The organism is Gorillibacterium timonense (genome assembly GCF_001457415.1).
Classification (GTDB): domain Bacteria; phylum Bacillota; class Bacilli; order Paenibacillales; family NBRC-103111; genus Gorillibacterium; species Gorillibacterium timonense.
The window spans coordinates 1,069,889-1,084,614 of sequence record NZ_LN881724.1 but is presented as its reverse complement, the minus strand read 5'-3'; the positions used below and the strand labels follow the sequence as shown (position 1 = coordinate 1,084,614).

Here is a 14,726-nt window from a genome sequence, read left to right as displayed (position 1 = left end):
TGATTCCTATCCATAGTATCCCATCTGATTTCCGCTCCATTCGCGCTTTTGCATCTTGTCTCCATCGGCTTCTGATCTTGCGTTTTCTCCCAACTGAAAAAGCCCCGGAGTCTTCTCCAGAGCTTTCGTCGTTCCCATATTGATTCCTTTATTGACCGTCATTCTTCTTCGATTCCGGAGCTTCGGGAGGCTCAGGAGTATCCGGTGGACCCTGATACTCGTCTCGAGAGTCGGGCCGATCGCTGATTCCGTAAGGATACGGCTGCCCGAAAGCACTCTCCGGTCCGAAGTCGGGATCATGCGGCCCTCTGTGCCTGTATCCCCCTCTATGGCGATGTTCACCGTCATGCTCGGCATGAGTGAAATCGTGGACATGACGGCCGCCGTGACCGAACGGCCCTCTTCTCGGTCCATGTCCGCCCTCATGCGGACCGCCAAAGCCGCGGGGATCGAACGGCGTGGGTGGCACAGGCGGACGCATTCCACGCGGGCCGCGGAAGCCCCAGGCTCCAGCTTCGCCGAAATCCTCGGGTCGACCCTGGAATGGATCATGGTCCTCTGCCTGACTCGCTTCAAGCGAATCGATCAGCTTGCCGAGCAGTCCCGACAATTGAAGCTTCTCATCCTCGTTCAAGGCGGCGAACAAGGGGTCGATCATGGCGCTTCTGGAATCAACGACACCGCTGATCGCTGCGCGCCCCTTTTCCGTCAGGAATACATTGATGACGCGCTTGTCTTCCTCGTTGGTCCGCCGCTCCACGAGTCCATTAAGCTCCAGCTTGCTCACGAGCTCTCCGAGTGAAGCAGGCCTAACCTGAAGCAGATTGCTTAGCTCTTTCTGGGTCATGCCGTCCCGGGCGAGTAGCACACCGAGCAGATGGCCTTGCCCGCGAGCGATTGTAAAGTCATGGTGGTGGTGGCGCTGCCGAGCGCGTTCCCGGTGAATCAATTTTTGAAAAAGGTGAAACTGATGCAACAGCATTTCGGATAGTGTGCGTTCCATCACATGTTTCCTCCTCATCGAATTTTATTAAGGTACCTTATGTAATTACAATACTTCAACGCAAAGTTGAAGTCAATGATTATTTTTAGGTACCTTACTATTTAGAAAATGAGTGTCACCGTCAACCTCACTCCTGAATGAAAATTGAGCTCTTCAAACGAAAATCTCCCTTTCACAGATGCCTAATTTCAAGAACAGCCTTTCGAATTGTCAATTCGCCCGATCATTCACTCTATCGAACCACCTGATCGCACGCCAAGCTCACACTCTCGATTCCCTCTCTCTCCCTACACACCTGCTATCGCGGCAAGCCAAAAAAACCGAAAAACCGCCTCTCGGCGGAATCCGGTTTCGGAGATAAATAAGCACATCCGTTGATCATTTCCTTCTACCGTTCATGCGCGAATAACTCGTTCCAAATCGAATCCGCCATCTCTCGGACTTTTTCGTGTTCGTTTCGACGAGCATGGCTAATCTGTGCTTCATGGCTTTTCGGATCGTTGTTGCGCATGTAAGAGAGAACGTTGACCTTCCATTTCCACAGCTCTTCGCCGTTCAGATAGAAAAATTTCGGCTGAACCTTCACTCGGTAGAATTCCTCGGACATCGACAGAATGTTCTCTGGCGACAGCTCGGGAGCCAAATCAGACAAGCCGGGAAACTCGCTCGTCTCCTCCCATTTGCCACGGTTCATCGGACAAGCATCCTGGCACAGATCGCAGCCGTAGATGCATTCGCCGAATTTTCGACTGAGTGGTTCATTCGGCAAATCCCTCCCTCCGAAGGTAGTCAAGAAGGAGATGCAACTCAGCGGCTGCATCGTGTACGGTTCGGATAACGAACCGGTCGGACAGGCCTGGGTGCAGCGGGAACAGCCCTTCGGACAAGGAGCCAGCCGCGTCTCATCGCGAAGCTCCACCTCTTCATCGGTCAGCCATGCTTCCAGATGAACCCAGGAGCCGTTCTCGGTATAAAAGAAATTGTTGCGGCGAATGATCCCAAGCCCCGCCTGCATAGCGGCCCACCGCAGCCCCACGATGCCGAACTTCCGGTTGGTAGCCGTCTTCAGACCGAGTTCTTCTTGCATATAGCGCTCAAGTTCTACGCCGTTCTGGTATTCTCGCGAGCGAGGATCGACGCGGATATCGTATAGATACGATTTCCCGATATGCCCCTTCACGTTGTCCGGCACCTTGTATTTACCGTACCGGGAGATCAGCACAACGACGGATTTAGCCCACGGGTAATCCGCGAGAGGAGAGATCAGCCGGCGCTGCTGCCGATAAAACGGCTCGGATGCCGGTACCCTTTGCAGGCGTTCCTCGAACTTGTCGCCATATTCCTCCAACGCTTCAACCGGAATGATGCCGCATTTTTCGTACCCCAGCTCATTCGCTTTATCTCGGATCAAGCGTGCGACGGCGCTCATGGAACCAGCTCTTCAGGAAGCCGGGCAGCTGTCAGATACCGCAGATAAGCTGCAGCGCTTGCGACCAGTTGTTCATCGGTTACGTTTCTTGAATCGTGGAGAAGAAACGGAGGCAAGTATACCGCGTCGACATGGACAACCAGCGCTTCCATAGGCTTTAGGAGATCGCGGATGAGGAATCGGTTGTAGCCCTCAGGGCGGTAAGACTCCTCTGTTCCGGCCGTGGATACGGCGACGCCGATTTCCTTGTTCTTCAAATGCTCTCCACCTGGACCAAACGCCCAGCCCCTCTCCAGCACATCATCGAACCACTGCTTCAGAAGCGGCGGTGTGCTGTACCAAAATAGCGGATATTGAAAAACGATTCGGTCGTGGCCGTCCAACAGCTGCTGTTCGCGTTCGACATCGATCCAGTGGTCCGGATACGCTTCATACAGGTTGTGTACGGTGACGGAAGCCTCCTGCTTCAATCCGTTCACCCAAGCCAGATTAATCCGTGAAGCCGACAAATCGGGATGTGCGACGATGACCAAGGTTTTCATCCTTCATCCTCCTCAGGAGACGACAGGAAAAGCGGAAAGCTTCTCCACGCTGCCGAGTTCATCCAACCGTGCTTGCAGATCCGCCCGGATCGTGGCATAAGCCGGAGCGCCAAGCGGAAAATGCAGCGGCGGATTCTCCATAGCGGTCAGTTCCAGGATTGCTTTCACGGCAAGAGCGGGATCGCCATGCGGGAAGGAGGCGAACTGCTTGCTCACCGCCTCGTATATGCTTTTATATTCAGGCAGCCCTGCCACTCTCGGAGACTTCCGATTGATCTCCGTCTTGTAGACAGCCGGTTCCACGACAGTTGTCTTGATACCGAAGCCGGCAAGCTCCTGGGATAAGGAATCGGACAAGCCTTCTATTGCATATTTGGTCGCCGAATAGATGCTCTGGAGCGGGAAGGAGACCTTCCCAAGCACCGAGGAAAAGTTGATATAATGACCGGCCCCCTGCGTTTTAAAGATCGGCAATGTGGCGCGGATCACGTTGATGACTCCGAATACGTTCGTCTCGAACTGATCGCGGATTTGTTGGTCTGTCATGCCTTCAAAGGCTCCCGTGAGATCATAGCCGGCGTTATTGACGACCACATCGATTCGCCCAAATACCTTGACCGCTTCCTCAGCCACCCGCTTCGCTTGTGCGGCGTCGGTCACGTCCAACTCGGCCAGGAGCACCCGGTCCATCCCTTTCTCCGCGTAATCTGCAATCGTCTCCAGCCTGCGGGCCGTCGCTACGATCCGGTCGCCGGTCGGCAGCAATTGCTCGACAAGCTGGCGACCAAATCCCGACGAAGTACCGGTAATCAACCAAACCTTTTCCATACGTCCATCCCCTTCGCGGCTTGAATGAGGCCTGTCATTCCTCGCCTTGATTTATGAACGACCGTTCGTTTTTCATTATAACCCCCTTTTCTTGGATGTCAATTCCCTTGTGCTCGATTCCAAGGTCCCGTTATAATAAAAATGAACAACCGGTCTGGAAAGGAGTTGTAATCGTAATGAAAAAAGGAGAGGTGACCAAACAGAGGATCATTGAACAGTCCGCTTATCTGATGAACCGCAAAGGCTTCATCGCTACCTCGCTCGCCGATATCATGGACGCCACCGGTCTGCAAAAGGGCGGTTTCTATAACCATTTCAAGAACAAAGAAGACCTCTCGCTGCAAGCGTTCGACTATTGCTGTTCCGTTCAGTCAGAAATCTTGATGGAAGCGACCTCGAAGACGGATCGGTCTATCGATAAGCTAAAGGCCTTCATCGACGCCTTCTTCCACTTCCCCATTCCGGGAGGCTGTCCCATCATCCATGTCACGGTCGAAACGGAGGACAACCCGCATATCTTGAAGGACTCCGCCCGCGCCAGAATGGACGATCGGATCACGATGCTAGCCAAGCTGATCCAGGCAGGTCAACAGGCGGGAGAGCTTCAATCCGAACTCGATCCGTGTGAAGAAGCTGCCAATCTGATGACCACCATCGAAGGGGGCATCCTGCTGTACAGCTTGTACGAGGATCGCTCGCATATCGACCGGGCCAAGCGCAGCTTGTATCGGGAGCTGGAGGGCCGATTTATCAGCCGGCTTCCGTGATGAGCCGGAGGCTGCCTATTTATTGCTCTAAGCTTCCGATTAACCAATAAAAAGACGGCATCGCTCCGCCCTTCCATGGCGCTGCGATGCCGTCTTGCTATGTGGAAACCTATTGGATTCCACGGTGTGATTTCGCTCAAGCGCAGCCGCTAAGTCCTGTCGCGAAGCTCCTCCCACGTTTCATTCAGCCATTCCGCAAACGTTTCCTTTTCCTCAAACTGGGGGTAGTGAGCGGATTGATCGAACAGGATAAACTCTTTCTCCGGAGCGGTCAACGTGTCATAATAGGCGCGAGCGACCTTGGCAGAGGTCATATGGTCATACTTTCCCATAACGAAATAGACGGGAATGTCCAACTGCTTCACAAGTCCGGGAAGATTGTGGTGCGCCTCCTCCTCCAATAAGCGGTCCGACGTTGCGGCAACTCCTCTTGCGAACCGCAGAGTATCCATCAGGTTGTACTCCGGTGAGAACAGGAAGCCTTTGACGTAATCCATCTGATCCTTGATTAGTCTGGACGCACCTCCATACTTCCGCACCTTATCCCTGGGCGCGATTACTCCCTCCGTCCGGATCGGATCCCGCAATCGCTCCAGCTTCTCCGCTTCCTTCTCATGCCCGGCCTTCTTGGCCTCTTCGATCACAAAATCCAGATTGTCCAGCTCGCTCTCGATCGTGTCGGCCACCTGCCCGATCCCGATATAAGCGTAAAACCGTTCGGGGGCTTTGGCTGCCGCCTTCATGGCGATGTAGGTCCCGAACGAATGCCCGACGAGAAGCACCTTTGGTTGGTTCAATTCTATTTTTACATAATCAGTCAGCGTTAGCAGGTCGTCCACAAGCTCATCCGTCGTGACGGAGGAGTAATCCTCAAAAAAGTGATAGGATTTGCCGCTCCCCCGTTGATCGTAATGAACAATGGTAAAGTTCTGCTCAAGAAGATCCTGATATTTACGGACGTAGGGGATCTCCGAACAGGCCGGACCTCCATGAACGAAGAGAAGGACCGGGTTGCGGCGGTTCTTTCCCCTTATCATGACCTCCTGCTGATCACCGTTGATCTTCACTTTCTTCAATTCGCTGATGCTGTTCTCCCCTTGAATCCGAGGAGTCCAGGTCGGGAATACCAGCCCTGCGAGGATCAACAGAGCAAGGCCGGCCACTCCCCCCTTCACCCACTTGAATTTGAGCTTTCTTCTTCTCATGATGCCGTTCTCCCTTGCTATGCATGTGAAGTTGTCCTATGCGAGAACCGTGCGAAGATATCGCCCTGTGTGAGAAGCCTCCACCTTGGCGACCTGCTCAGGCGTTCCTTCCGCGACCACATATCCGCCCTGATGGCCGCCTTCCGGTCCCATGTCGATGATGTAATCGGCTGATTTCATCACGTCGAGGTGATGCTCGATAACGATGACGGAATGCCCTTTGTCCACCAGTTTGTTCAGAGAGAACAGCAGCTTCTGGATATCCGAGAGATGGAGCCCGGTCGTCGGTTCGTCGAGAATGTATAGATTATGAGCGCCTTTCTTGATCTTGGCAAGCTCATACGACAGCTTGACCCGCTGCGCCTCTCCTCCGGACAGCGTCGTCGAGCTCTGTCCGAGCCCCATATAGCCGAGGCCTAGCTCCTCCATGATCTCTAATTTGTGACGCAGGTACTTGTGGTCCGCGAAGAATTTGCTTGCCTCTTCCACGGTCATCTCCAGCACGTCGGCGATGCTCTTCCCTTTGTATTTGATTTCGAGCCCTTCCTCCGAGAAGCGCATGCCCTTGCAGACGGGACAGATGGTTTCAATATCGGCCATAAACTGCAGGTTGGTTACGATGATTCCGTCACCGGCGCAGTGCTCGCAGCGAGTTCCGTTCGCATGAGTCAGGCTGAAATCGATCGCCGTATACCCCCGGTCGAGCGCTTCCGGCTGCATGGCGAACAAGTCGCGAATCTTGTCATAAATTCCGATGTAGGTGGCGGGATTCGATTTGCTGTTTCGCCCGATTGGCGTCTGATCGATATTGATGACATTGTTGATCAGATCGGCTCCGAAGAGAAAGTCGTGCTCGCCCGCCACGATCCGGGCTCCGGACTTGTTGATCTTGAGCTGCTTGAACAGGATTTCATTGATGAGCGAGCTCTTCCCCGAGCCCGACACCCCCGTGATGCAGATGAAAACTCCGAGCGGAATATCGAGATCCACATTCTTCAGGTTGTTCTCGCGAGCGCCTTGAATCGACAGAAAGGTATCCCCGAGGTTTCTCCGCTTGCGGGGGACCGGAATCGATGCTCGGCCCGATAGAAACTGCCCTGTCACGGAATTTGGCTCGTTCATGAGATCGGTAAGTGAGCCGGAAGCAACGATGTTGCCCCCGTGGATGCCAGGCCCGGGACCGATCTCGATGATATAGTCTGCACTCTCGATCGTTTCCATGTCATGCTCGACGACGATCAAGGTATTGCCGATATCCCGCAGCTTCTTCATCGTCTCGATAACCCGACCGGAATCGCGCGGATGAAGGCCGATGCTGGGCTCGTCCATGACATAGAGCATCCCCATGAGCTCGCTGCTGATCTGCGTGGACATCTTGATTCTCTGCATCTCTCCACCGGAGATGCTGTCGCTTCTGCGGCCCAAGCTGATGTAATGCAGCCCGATCTCAGCCAGCAGCGTGATTCGTGTCTGAATCTCGCGAATAACCGACTCCGCAACTTCCCGAATATCCTCGTCGAAGGTGAGCGAGTCGAGATAGCTGTGAAGCTCCGGCAGCTGCATGCGGCTCAGCTGATCGATGCTCATATCCCCTACCGTTACCTTAAGGCGCTGTTTTTTGAGCCGCGCTCCTTGGCATTCGGGGCAAATCTTCTCGATCATGCAGTCCTTTATGAAATTCGGCTCGAAGGCTTCGGTGGTTGCTGACTTTCGGATGTAATGCTTGTACCAGCCTTCCATCTCGTTGACGAATCCCCAGAACGGGCGGTCGCGTCCAATCAGCCAGTTCTTCTTGGTCGAATTCGGGGGCTGCAGCATGGGGACTACTTCTCCCTTCGTCCCGAAGAACAGGATGTCATGGATAGGCTTCGGCAGATCGCAGAAGGGAGTGTCCAGGCTGAACCCGTACTTCTGGGACAAGCTGTACATCAGCACGGATCGGTAGCTGTCTTTGCCCGAGGTGTTGTAGATGGTGTTTTTCAGCGCTCCCTTGCTGATGCTCTTCTCCGGGGCGACGACGAGAAAGCGCGGCTCCACCACATAGGACATCCCTACGCCCAGGCAAGTGTGGCAAGCGCTCGCGGGAGTGTTGAACGAGAAGTGAAAGGGCTGAAGGTCGCACAGGAAGACATGATGCTCCGGACAGCCGAAATGACGGTAAAATGCCTTGTCCACCCCACCGACGACTTCGACCTTGATCATAATGTCTTCATCCAGGGCCACCATCGCAGCTTCAATGGATTTCGTCAACTGGATGTAGATGTCCGGCTTTAAGGTGAAGCGTTCGATCACCAAATCGATCGTATAATCCTTCGACTCATCCAGCTCCCGCTTCTCCGCCAGCGAAAAGGGCTCGCCGTCGACAAGCAGGTTTTTGAAGCCCTTATCCCGCAAGAGCTGGAAGGTTCTGTCGTAATCCTCACCGTATAGCTTGTATACCGGAGCGCGCAGCTCGATGACCGTCCCGGCGGGCAGCGAAGAGATATACTCAGCGATCTGGGCCGCGGACAGCTGCTTGAGAGGCTGGCTGCATTCGGGGCACCGACCGACCCCCGCAGTCGAATAAAGCAGACGCAAGTAATCGTTTATATCCGTAACGGTACCGACGGTGGAACGTGGATTGTTGTTGCTTTTCTTTTGCTCGATCGCGATGACGGGAGAGAGGCCGCGCACCGATTCGACCTTGGCCTTCTTCAATTGGCTGATGCGGCTCTTGGCGAAGGTGGAGATCGAGTCGAGGAACCGCCGCTGGCCTTCGCCATAGATCACATCAAAGGCGAGAGATGATTTCCCGGAGCCGGATACCCCTGTGATGACCGTAAACTTGTCCCGCGGAATCTCGACCGAGATATTTTTCAGGTTGTTCTGCTTGGCGTTGGTGATTTCAATCGTTGTTCGAACAGACATGCCGGATTTCCTCGCTTTCGATTCAAGGTATGTACAGGAAGCCGATTTCTTCGACAGCCAGCTTGCTTTTCGGCGTGATGCGAATCGTTTGGGCAACCTTGTCGATCACACCTTTTTCCGCCAGATAGTCGAAGATACCGATGATGTAGTGACCGTCCGTGTGAAAATGCTTCGCGATCATCGTCACGGTCTTGATCTCCTGATCCGCCATGAACTGGGTAACAGGCTGCTTGATGAAGTCGAGATGCCGCTCCAGATACCGGTCGATACGCGCTAGCCCCTCCCAAATCTCCTCTTCTGTGAAGAGATGGGACATGGCATCCCCGTAAAAAGGACCGATCAAATCCGGATTGATGTCCAACGCCTTCTGGATCGATTCGCGAGAGGCGGGGATGCCTGCCAGACAAAGCTCCATATGGGACAAGGTTTCCGCTGCTTTGAGCAAGTAGTACTGCGCATACAGCGGGTCTTTTCGTGCGGTCAACCACTTTTCACATTTATCCTTAAGAGAGATCAGTTCATTCGCAAGAAACAACGCAGACAACGCTTGATCATCTCTGCCTACGATCTTCAGCTCCTCGAAAAACTCAGCCAGGCTGTCGTCAGCGGTATAGACCATTTTGCCCTTGGAAATGTAAGAATGAAAGAAAGAGCCTCCAATGTTCCGCTCCATCCCTCTTCGAAAGGTACTTCTAACCGTCAGAAAGACATTGATCGTAATTCCGTCCTCGATGATGCAATAGGAATCTCGCTTCAAGATCTGATCGCGAACGATGAGGGTCATATCGACATCGCTCTTTTCCCAGACGACATCATACGCCACGCTGCCGCTCACGATCACGGCGATCACATTCGGATCATCCTTGACCTTCTCGATAAAGCTGTCGATCGCTTCGATATACCGCTGCTTCAGCTCCGCTTGCTCTCGCTCATCCATGCCTGCCTGTTCTCCTCCTGCTCTTCTCTTCGAATGGAATCTATTCACTTCTCTGCAATATGGTAGAATTATACTATACGCATTCCCCTAGAACCGGACAAAAATTGCTGACCTGGGAGCTGTTATGGACCATCAACTCTTGGAAACGATCAACGAAACGACCGATTTCATCGAAACCCATCTGCTGGAAGATTTAAATTTGGATCGGATCGCCGATCATGTGAGCCTGTCCAAGTTTCATCTGCTTCGCATCTGGAAAGGCGCCACCTCGACCGGCCTCATGGAATACGTGCGGAGGCGAAGAATTGCCCAATCGCTTGGGGATCTGATCCATGATCGGACTAGCATTGATTTCATCTCCTCCAAATATTCGTTCGGCTGCGAACGGACCTACACGCGTGCCTTCAAGGACGAATTCAACACCAGTCCGTCCAAATGGCGAAGGAATCCCATCCCCCTGCAAATTCTTGACCGTTTCAACGCTAATTTCTTGCAAATCGCCGGAGACGGCCTCATCTTCTTCCGCTCCATCACCGTCAGACCGCCTTTCTCAATCGCAGGGTTGGAATTCACCGTCGACGAGAGAGACAACCGGGAGAACCAGACCGCCAACCGGCTAGGCGTCGACTTCTTCTACAACAGCCGGCCCCGAATTATCAACCCGGTGGATAAGGATACCTATATCGGCTATACGACCGTGCCTAGTCCCTTTGAAGGCTTTACCTTCTATCAGCCCTCCGTCCAAGTCAATGCAGCCAGCATCATCCCGCCGGATATGAACAAGAAGCAGCTCCGCGCCTATAAATACGGAGTCTTCACCTACATGGGCTCCCATCGCCCGGAGGACATCACCTCTCGATCGCTTGAGGGGATATGGGCTTATGTCTCTGATGTCTGGATGCCGACCGTGGAGATCGACCTAAAGGAATGCTTCCACTTCGAATCCATCAACTACGCCAAATGTAGCAAGCACTATTGCGAATGCGACCTCTACTACCCGATCACGGCGTTGTGAACGGGATATCCTTTTGATCGGCAGCCATCAATTGATTTTAATTCATTCCTGTATGTCTCGCGTAAAGTACCGTCGACAACTGTCGAGATCATTAAGGCTGACAACGGACCTGCAGCCCGTCCGAGTGTATGTACGAATGAAAAAGTGCTATACTAATGAGATTCAAGACGTCATTCCAATACCTACAAGGAAAGGGGAACCATCCATGAACACGAAGCAACTGGATCGAATCCATACAGGAAAGGGCTTTATCGCGGCCCTGGACCAAAGCGGAGGCAGCACCCCTAAGGCTCTGCTCGAGTACGGGGTTAAGGAAAATCGTTATTCCAATGACGAAGAGATGTTCGAATTAGTTCACGAAATGAGAACGCGCATCATCAAGACGCCCGCGTTCGATTCCGAGTATATCCTGGGGGCCATCCTGTTCGAGAACACGATGGATCGCTCCATCGACGGTCAACTCACAGCCGATTATCTGTGGGAAAAGAAAGGAATTGTTCCGTTTCTGAAAGTTGACCAAGGGCTCGCCGCACTTGACGGCGGAGTTCAGGTCATGAAGCCGATTCCCGGTCTGGACGACCTGCTGAAGCGCGCCGTTGAAAGGAACATCTTCGGGACGAAAATGCGCTCGGTCATCAAAGAAGCGAATCCGGAAGGCATCCGCAAGGTGGTGGAGCAGCAGTTCGAGGTGGGCAAGCAAATCTTCGCAGCGGGATTGGTTCCGATTATCGAGCCTGAAGTCGATATCAACAGCGCGGATAAAGCCGAATCCGAAAAGCTGCTGAAAGAGGAAATCAAGAAACAGCTGTCCGTCCTGGACAAAGACGTGAAGATCATGCTGAAGCTCTCGATCCCGACCGTGAACAATTTCTATAGCGACTTGATGGAAGATCCGCATGTGGTCCGGGTTGTGGCCCTCTCCGGCGGCTACTCGCAGAAGGACGCCAACGAAAAGCTGAAGCACAATCATGGCCTGATCGCCAGCTTCTCGCGCGCCTTGTCCCAAGGCCTGTCCGACGGACAGACGAACGAAGACTTCAATGCAACGCTGGCAGAATCCATTCAGGCGATCTACGAAGCTTCCATCGCGTAACTCGCCCTTCAGCTTATATCGATTACCCCCCGAGTTGGGGATCAAAAAGCAGTCCGTCCGACCTGGATGGGCTGCTTTTTTCATACTCGGATCGACTCCATGATAACCCGACCGATTGATTGACAAACCTAGGCAATCTTAGGTATTCTTTATTTAGTTAAGCTATTAACCACCTACTTAGGATGTGACTCTCATGAAGGACCTGCAAGCTTATGTTTCCGATCTGCCGCTGCCCATGCAAACCTTCTTCGCCTTGGTGGAAGCAACAGCCAAGCTCGTTCAAGTATCCGATAAGTACTGGCAAACCAAGGGAATCAATGGCGCGAGAATCCGGATCCTGGTCGAGCTCATGAAGGAAGGCGGCACTCTGCTTCCCTCAAGGCTAGCCCAGAAGATCGGGGTAACCAAGGCGAATATCAGCCTCCTGCTCATTCCTCTGGAAAACGACGGACTCATCCTCCGCGATTCCCACCCCGAGGACGGTCGGAAGTCGGTTATTACCATTACTAGCGAAGGGCAAAGGCTTTTGCTCGATCATTTACCGGAAAATCGGCAGCAGGTTGCGGATAAGCTGCAAGCGTTGAGCGAGCAGGAGATGACACAGCTTATCGGTTTGCTGCAAAAGCTTGGTAAGACATAATTTTTTTGTGGATTTAGTTAAGCGTTTAACTAACTTGATAAATTGAAAGGAGTATGTTCGCCATGTCCATCACCATAACCGGAGCCAACGGAAAATTGGGCAGCCTCATCATACAGCACCTTCTCAACCGCATCCCGGCCGAGAGGATCGTCGCTTGCGTCCGCCATGTCGAGTCCGGAACCGCCTACGCGGAGCTGGGCGTAGAAGTCCGCCATTGTGACTACGACCAGCCCGATTCCTTGGAACAAGCCTTTGCCGGAGCATCCCAACTGCTCTTGATCTCGAGCCCTCACCCCGATGATACCATTCGGATGCGCCAGCATGCCCATGCGATCGAAGCCGCCAAGAAAGCGAAGGTCGGCCATCTCCTCTATACCAGCTTCGCTTTTGCCGACAAAGGACAGGTTTCGCTCACCCATCTGCATACCGCTACCGAGCATGCTATTCGCACCACCGGCATTGCTTATACCTTTCTTCGCAGCGGTTTGTATGTCGATTTCGTAGACGCTCTCGATCTGAACGCGGCTATTGCCCATGGAAGCCTGACTGTTCCCCCGGGGGACTGAGCTTTCAACTCCGTAACGCGCCGCGATCTCGCTGAAGCCATCGCAATCGTCCTATCTGAGCAAGGACAAGAACATATCGGTAAAACCTATGAGCTCGTTGCGCCGTCCGCATGGACCTTTCACGATCTTGTTGGAGCACTCTCTGAGCTTACAGGCAAACTCGTTGGGATACGCGAAGAGCCCGTTCAACACTGGATCTATGGATTCTTGAGCCGGATCGACACCTCCTCCACCTCGAACGATTTGGAGCAGCTTGTGGGTCGTCCGGTCCTGACTTTGAAGGAAAGCATTGAGCCCTTTATCCCCAAGCTGTCCTAGGGTTCCTAGAGGTTCTTTACGATCGTCCAGCGAGAGGTATATATAGCCCTTACTCTACAAAGTACTCTCCCGCAATACGAACGGTTGCACCTCCGCCAAAAAGGATATCCCCGTCTTGCCGGATCAAGTGGACAGAATTGTATACGAGGTTGTCCCCGCCCTGCTCCGCCTTTGTGGCTCTGCCGTCCCACAGTTCATTTTTGAGCATGTAGTTGGCGAACGCGCTGTTGCCGGACCCGGTGGCCGGGTCCTCCAGATAGCCAAATCTGGGCGCAAACACCCTTGTATGGGCGATAGAGTCGGGAGTGCTTGTGTACATGCAAAATAGCAGGATGATATCGATGCCGAATTGAATACAGAAGTCCTTCAGCTTGCTCTGCTCAGGATAAACGGACACTTCAACATCGAAATCAGGAACAGGGACGATCAGCGTCCTTAGTCCAGCATCGATCAGGTCGAAAGGAAGCTCGGACGAAAGCTGGACGGCGGATACGCCCAATGCATCGGCGATCTCTTCCTTGGTGACGGGAAGCGGCAGCCACTCTGCTTGCGGTGCGGTGATAAAAACAGAATCTTGCTCACTCAGGCGATTGTAAATCGTCAGGATTCCCTTTTTGTTCGTCTCGATGGTAATTTCGCTTTTTGCGCGCAGCGCTTCGTCGTTTTGGATATAATCATACATCGCGGCTACCGTTCCATGACCGCAGAAATCCACTTCGCATTCGGAGGAATAGTAGGTAAGCTTCACGTCCGCAACGGTCGAAGAAGAGCAGAATACGACCTCACTGACAAAACCGCGATGATCCTGCCCGATTGCCAGCATTTCCTCATCGGTCAATTGGGTGTCGCCTGTCATCAGATAGGCGGCCGGATTTCCTTTGGAGCTGCCGGAAGTAAAGGCATCCACTTTTCGATAGGCAAATGTTCTCATGTCTTTGTCCCCTACTGGTCGATTTAAGTAGACTACCTCGTTAAGGTAACAGGAACTCGATTCTAGTTGCAAGTCCATATGTCACAACGGACCCAAGTGAGACAAATTGACAAGGAACACGAAAAGAACAGCATTTCCGCTGTTCTTTTGGCGATTTTATACCTATTACGTTTTCTATTACGCTAATTTTTGTACAAATTCATTTGTGTAAGTCGGAGGCTTAATAACTTGAAATATTCTCTGTTGTTTGAACTAACTCCGAATTTGGGAAATGCTCAATAAATAGGCATCTGTAGAAAACAGAAAAGAACGGCACGAATGCCGTCCTTTTCCTCTTGTAGTGGGTTCTCAGGGGCTCGAACCCTGGACCGATTGATTAAGAGTCAATTGCTCTACCAACTGAGCTAAGAACCCACATATTTGGTGGAGCCTAGGGGGATCGAACCCCTGACCTCATCGCTGCCAGCGATGCGCTCTCCCAGCTGAGCTAAGGCCCCTTGTTTCTTGTGGCTACCAAGCAAGCTTTTCGTCGGCCACAAGAACAG

At 52.8% G+C, this 14,726-nt stretch carries 13 protein-coding genes and 2 tRNA genes; 5 read left to right on the top strand and 10 right to left on the bottom strand.

Annotated features, from left to right (window positions below; translation table 11 throughout):
- Window positions 1-148: 148 nt before the first annotated feature.
- From BN2684_RS17530 to BN2684_RS17515, 4 genes are all read right to left on the bottom strand, one after another.
- A complete protein-coding gene (locus BN2684_RS17530; RefSeq protein WP_058303424.1) occupies window positions 149-1,003 on the bottom strand; it encodes a MarR family winged helix-turn-helix transcriptional regulator in 855 nt (284 codons plus the stop codon).
- 388 nt (window positions 1,004-1,391) lie between these two features.
- The gene (locus tag BN2684_RS17525) at window positions 1,392-2,432 is read right to left on the bottom strand and encodes an epoxyqueuosine reductase (RefSeq protein ID WP_058303423.1); all 1,041 of its coding nucleotides are present in this window, start codon (window positions 2,430-2,432) and stop codon (window positions 1,392-1,394) included.
- Complete coding sequence (locus BN2684_RS17520; protein WP_058303422.1) at window positions 2,429-2,974, bottom strand: NAD(P)H-dependent oxidoreductase; 546 nt, start codon at window positions 2,972-2,974, stop codon at window positions 2,429-2,431. Before BN2684_RS17520 ends, BN2684_RS17525 begins: the two co-directional genes overlap by 4 nt.
- A gap of 12 nt (window positions 2,975-2,986) precedes the next feature.
- The gene (locus BN2684_RS17515) at window positions 2,987-3,802 is read right to left on the bottom strand and encodes an SDR family NAD(P)-dependent oxidoreductase (RefSeq protein ID WP_058303421.1); all 816 of its coding nucleotides are present in this window, start codon (window positions 3,800-3,802) and stop codon (window positions 2,987-2,989) included.
- Window positions 3,803-3,978: 176 nt separating this feature from the next.
- On the opposite strand from BN2684_RS17515, the gene BN2684_RS17510 reads away from it, so the two are divergent.
- On the top strand, window positions 3,979-4,569 hold the full coding sequence (locus BN2684_RS17510; protein ID WP_058303420.1) for a TetR/AcrR family transcriptional regulator: 591 nt from the start codon (window positions 3,979-3,981) through the stop codon (window positions 4,567-4,569).
- 149 nt (window positions 4,570-4,718) lie between these two features.
- On the opposite strand, the gene BN2684_RS17505 is transcribed toward BN2684_RS17510, so the two are convergent.
- Genes BN2684_RS17505 through BN2684_RS17495 form a run of 3 tightly spaced genes read right to left on the bottom strand, consistent with a single transcriptional unit; the run spans window position 4,719 to window position 9,618 of the window.
- A complete protein-coding gene (locus BN2684_RS17505) occupies window positions 4,719-5,774 on the bottom strand; it encodes an alpha/beta fold hydrolase (protein WP_058303419.1) in 1,056 nt (351 codons plus the stop codon).
- Window positions 5,775-5,810: 36 nt separating this feature from the next.
- On the bottom strand, window positions 5,811-8,681 hold the full coding sequence (uvrA, locus tag BN2684_RS17500; RefSeq protein WP_058303418.1) for an excinuclease ABC subunit UvrA: 2,871 nt from the start codon (window positions 8,679-8,681) through the stop codon (window positions 5,811-5,813).
- 22 nt (window positions 8,682-8,703) lie between these two features.
- Window positions 8,704-9,618, bottom strand: coding sequence for a hypothetical protein (locus BN2684_RS17495; protein ID WP_058303417.1), 915 nt, complete (start codon window positions 9,616-9,618; stop codon window positions 8,704-8,706).
- A gap of 124 nt (window positions 9,619-9,742) precedes the next feature.
- Between BN2684_RS17495 and BN2684_RS17490 the strand changes: the two genes are divergently transcribed.
- The 4 genes from BN2684_RS17490 to BN2684_RS25280 all read left to right on the top strand — a co-directional run bounded on the left by BN2684_RS17490 (window position 9,743) and on the right by BN2684_RS25280 (window position 12,932).
- On the top strand, window positions 9,743-10,633 hold the full coding sequence (locus BN2684_RS17490; RefSeq protein ID WP_058303416.1) for an AraC family transcriptional regulator: 891 nt from the start codon (window positions 9,743-9,745) through the stop codon (window positions 10,631-10,633).
- A 205-nt stretch (window positions 10,634-10,838) separates the two neighbouring features.
- Entirely contained in the window at window positions 10,839-11,726 is an 888-nt protein-coding gene (locus BN2684_RS17485; protein WP_058303415.1) for a fructose bisphosphate aldolase, read from the top strand.
- A 193-nt stretch (window positions 11,727-11,919) separates the two neighbouring features.
- Entirely contained in the window at window positions 11,920-12,366 is a 447-nt protein-coding gene (locus BN2684_RS17480) for a MarR family winged helix-turn-helix transcriptional regulator (protein WP_058303414.1), read from the top strand.
- A 62-nt stretch (window positions 12,367-12,428) separates the two neighbouring features.
- Entirely contained in the window at window positions 12,429-12,932 is a 504-nt protein-coding gene (locus BN2684_RS25280) for an NAD(P)H-binding protein (protein WP_316245523.1), read from the top strand.
- A 367-nt stretch (window positions 12,933-13,299) separates the two neighbouring features.
- Here BN2684_RS25280 and BN2684_RS17470 read toward each other — a convergent pair whose 3' ends face one another.
- From BN2684_RS17470 to BN2684_RS17460, 3 genes are all read right to left on the bottom strand, one after another.
- A complete protein-coding gene (locus BN2684_RS17470; protein WP_058303413.1) occupies window positions 13,300-14,181 on the bottom strand; it encodes a PhzF family phenazine biosynthesis protein in 882 nt (293 codons plus the stop codon).
- A 341-nt stretch (window positions 14,182-14,522) separates the two neighbouring features.
- Window positions 14,523-14,595 (bottom strand) — tRNA-Lys (locus tag BN2684_RS17465).
- Window positions 14,596-14,602: 7 nt separating this feature from the next.
- Window positions 14,603-14,678, bottom strand: a tRNA-Ala gene (locus tag BN2684_RS17460).
- Window positions 14,679-14,726 lie beyond the last annotated feature (48 nt).

Coding starts and splice junctions, on each gene's coding strand:
- BN2684_RS17530 (WP_058303424.1), bottom strand. CDS start 1,003: ATGGAACGCACACTATCCGAAATGCTGTTGCATCAGTTTCACCTTTTT.
- BN2684_RS17525 (WP_058303423.1), bottom strand. CDS start 2,432: ATGAGCGCCGTCGCACGCTTGATCCGAGATAAAGCGAATGAGCTGGGG.
- BN2684_RS17520 (WP_058303422.1), bottom strand. CDS start 2,974: ATGAAAACCTTGGTCATCGTCGCACATCCCGATTTGTCGGCTTCACGG.
- BN2684_RS17515 (WP_058303421.1), bottom strand. CDS start 3,802: ATGGAAAAGGTTTGGTTGATTACCGGTACTTCGTCGGGATTTGGTCGC.
- BN2684_RS17510 (WP_058303420.1), top strand. CDS start 3,979: ATGAAAAAAGGAGAGGTGACCAAACAGAGGATCATTGAACAGTCCGCT.
- BN2684_RS17505 (WP_058303419.1), bottom strand. CDS start 5,774: ATGAGAAGAAGAAAGCTCAAATTCAAGTGGGTGAAGGGGGGAGTGGCC.
- uvrA (WP_058303418.1), bottom strand. CDS start 8,681: ATGTCTGTTCGAACAACGATTGAAATCACCAACGCCAAGCAGAACAAC.
- BN2684_RS17495 (WP_058303417.1), bottom strand. CDS start 9,618: ATGGATGAGCGAGAGCAAGCGGAGCTGAAGCAGCGGTATATCGAAGCG.
- BN2684_RS17490 (WP_058303416.1), top strand. CDS start 9,743: ATGGACCATCAACTCTTGGAAACGATCAACGAAACGACCGATTTCATC.
- BN2684_RS17485 (WP_058303415.1), top strand. CDS start 10,839: ATGAACACGAAGCAACTGGATCGAATCCATACAGGAAAGGGCTTTATC.
- BN2684_RS17480 (WP_058303414.1), top strand. CDS start 11,920: ATGAAGGACCTGCAAGCTTATGTTTCCGATCTGCCGCTGCCCATGCAA.
- BN2684_RS25280 (WP_316245523.1), top strand. CDS start 12,429: ATGTCCATCACCATAACCGGAGCCAACGGAAAATTGGGCAGCCTCATC.
- BN2684_RS17470 (WP_058303413.1), bottom strand. CDS start 14,181: ATGAGAACATTTGCCTATCGAAAAGTGGATGCCTTTACTTCCGGCAGC.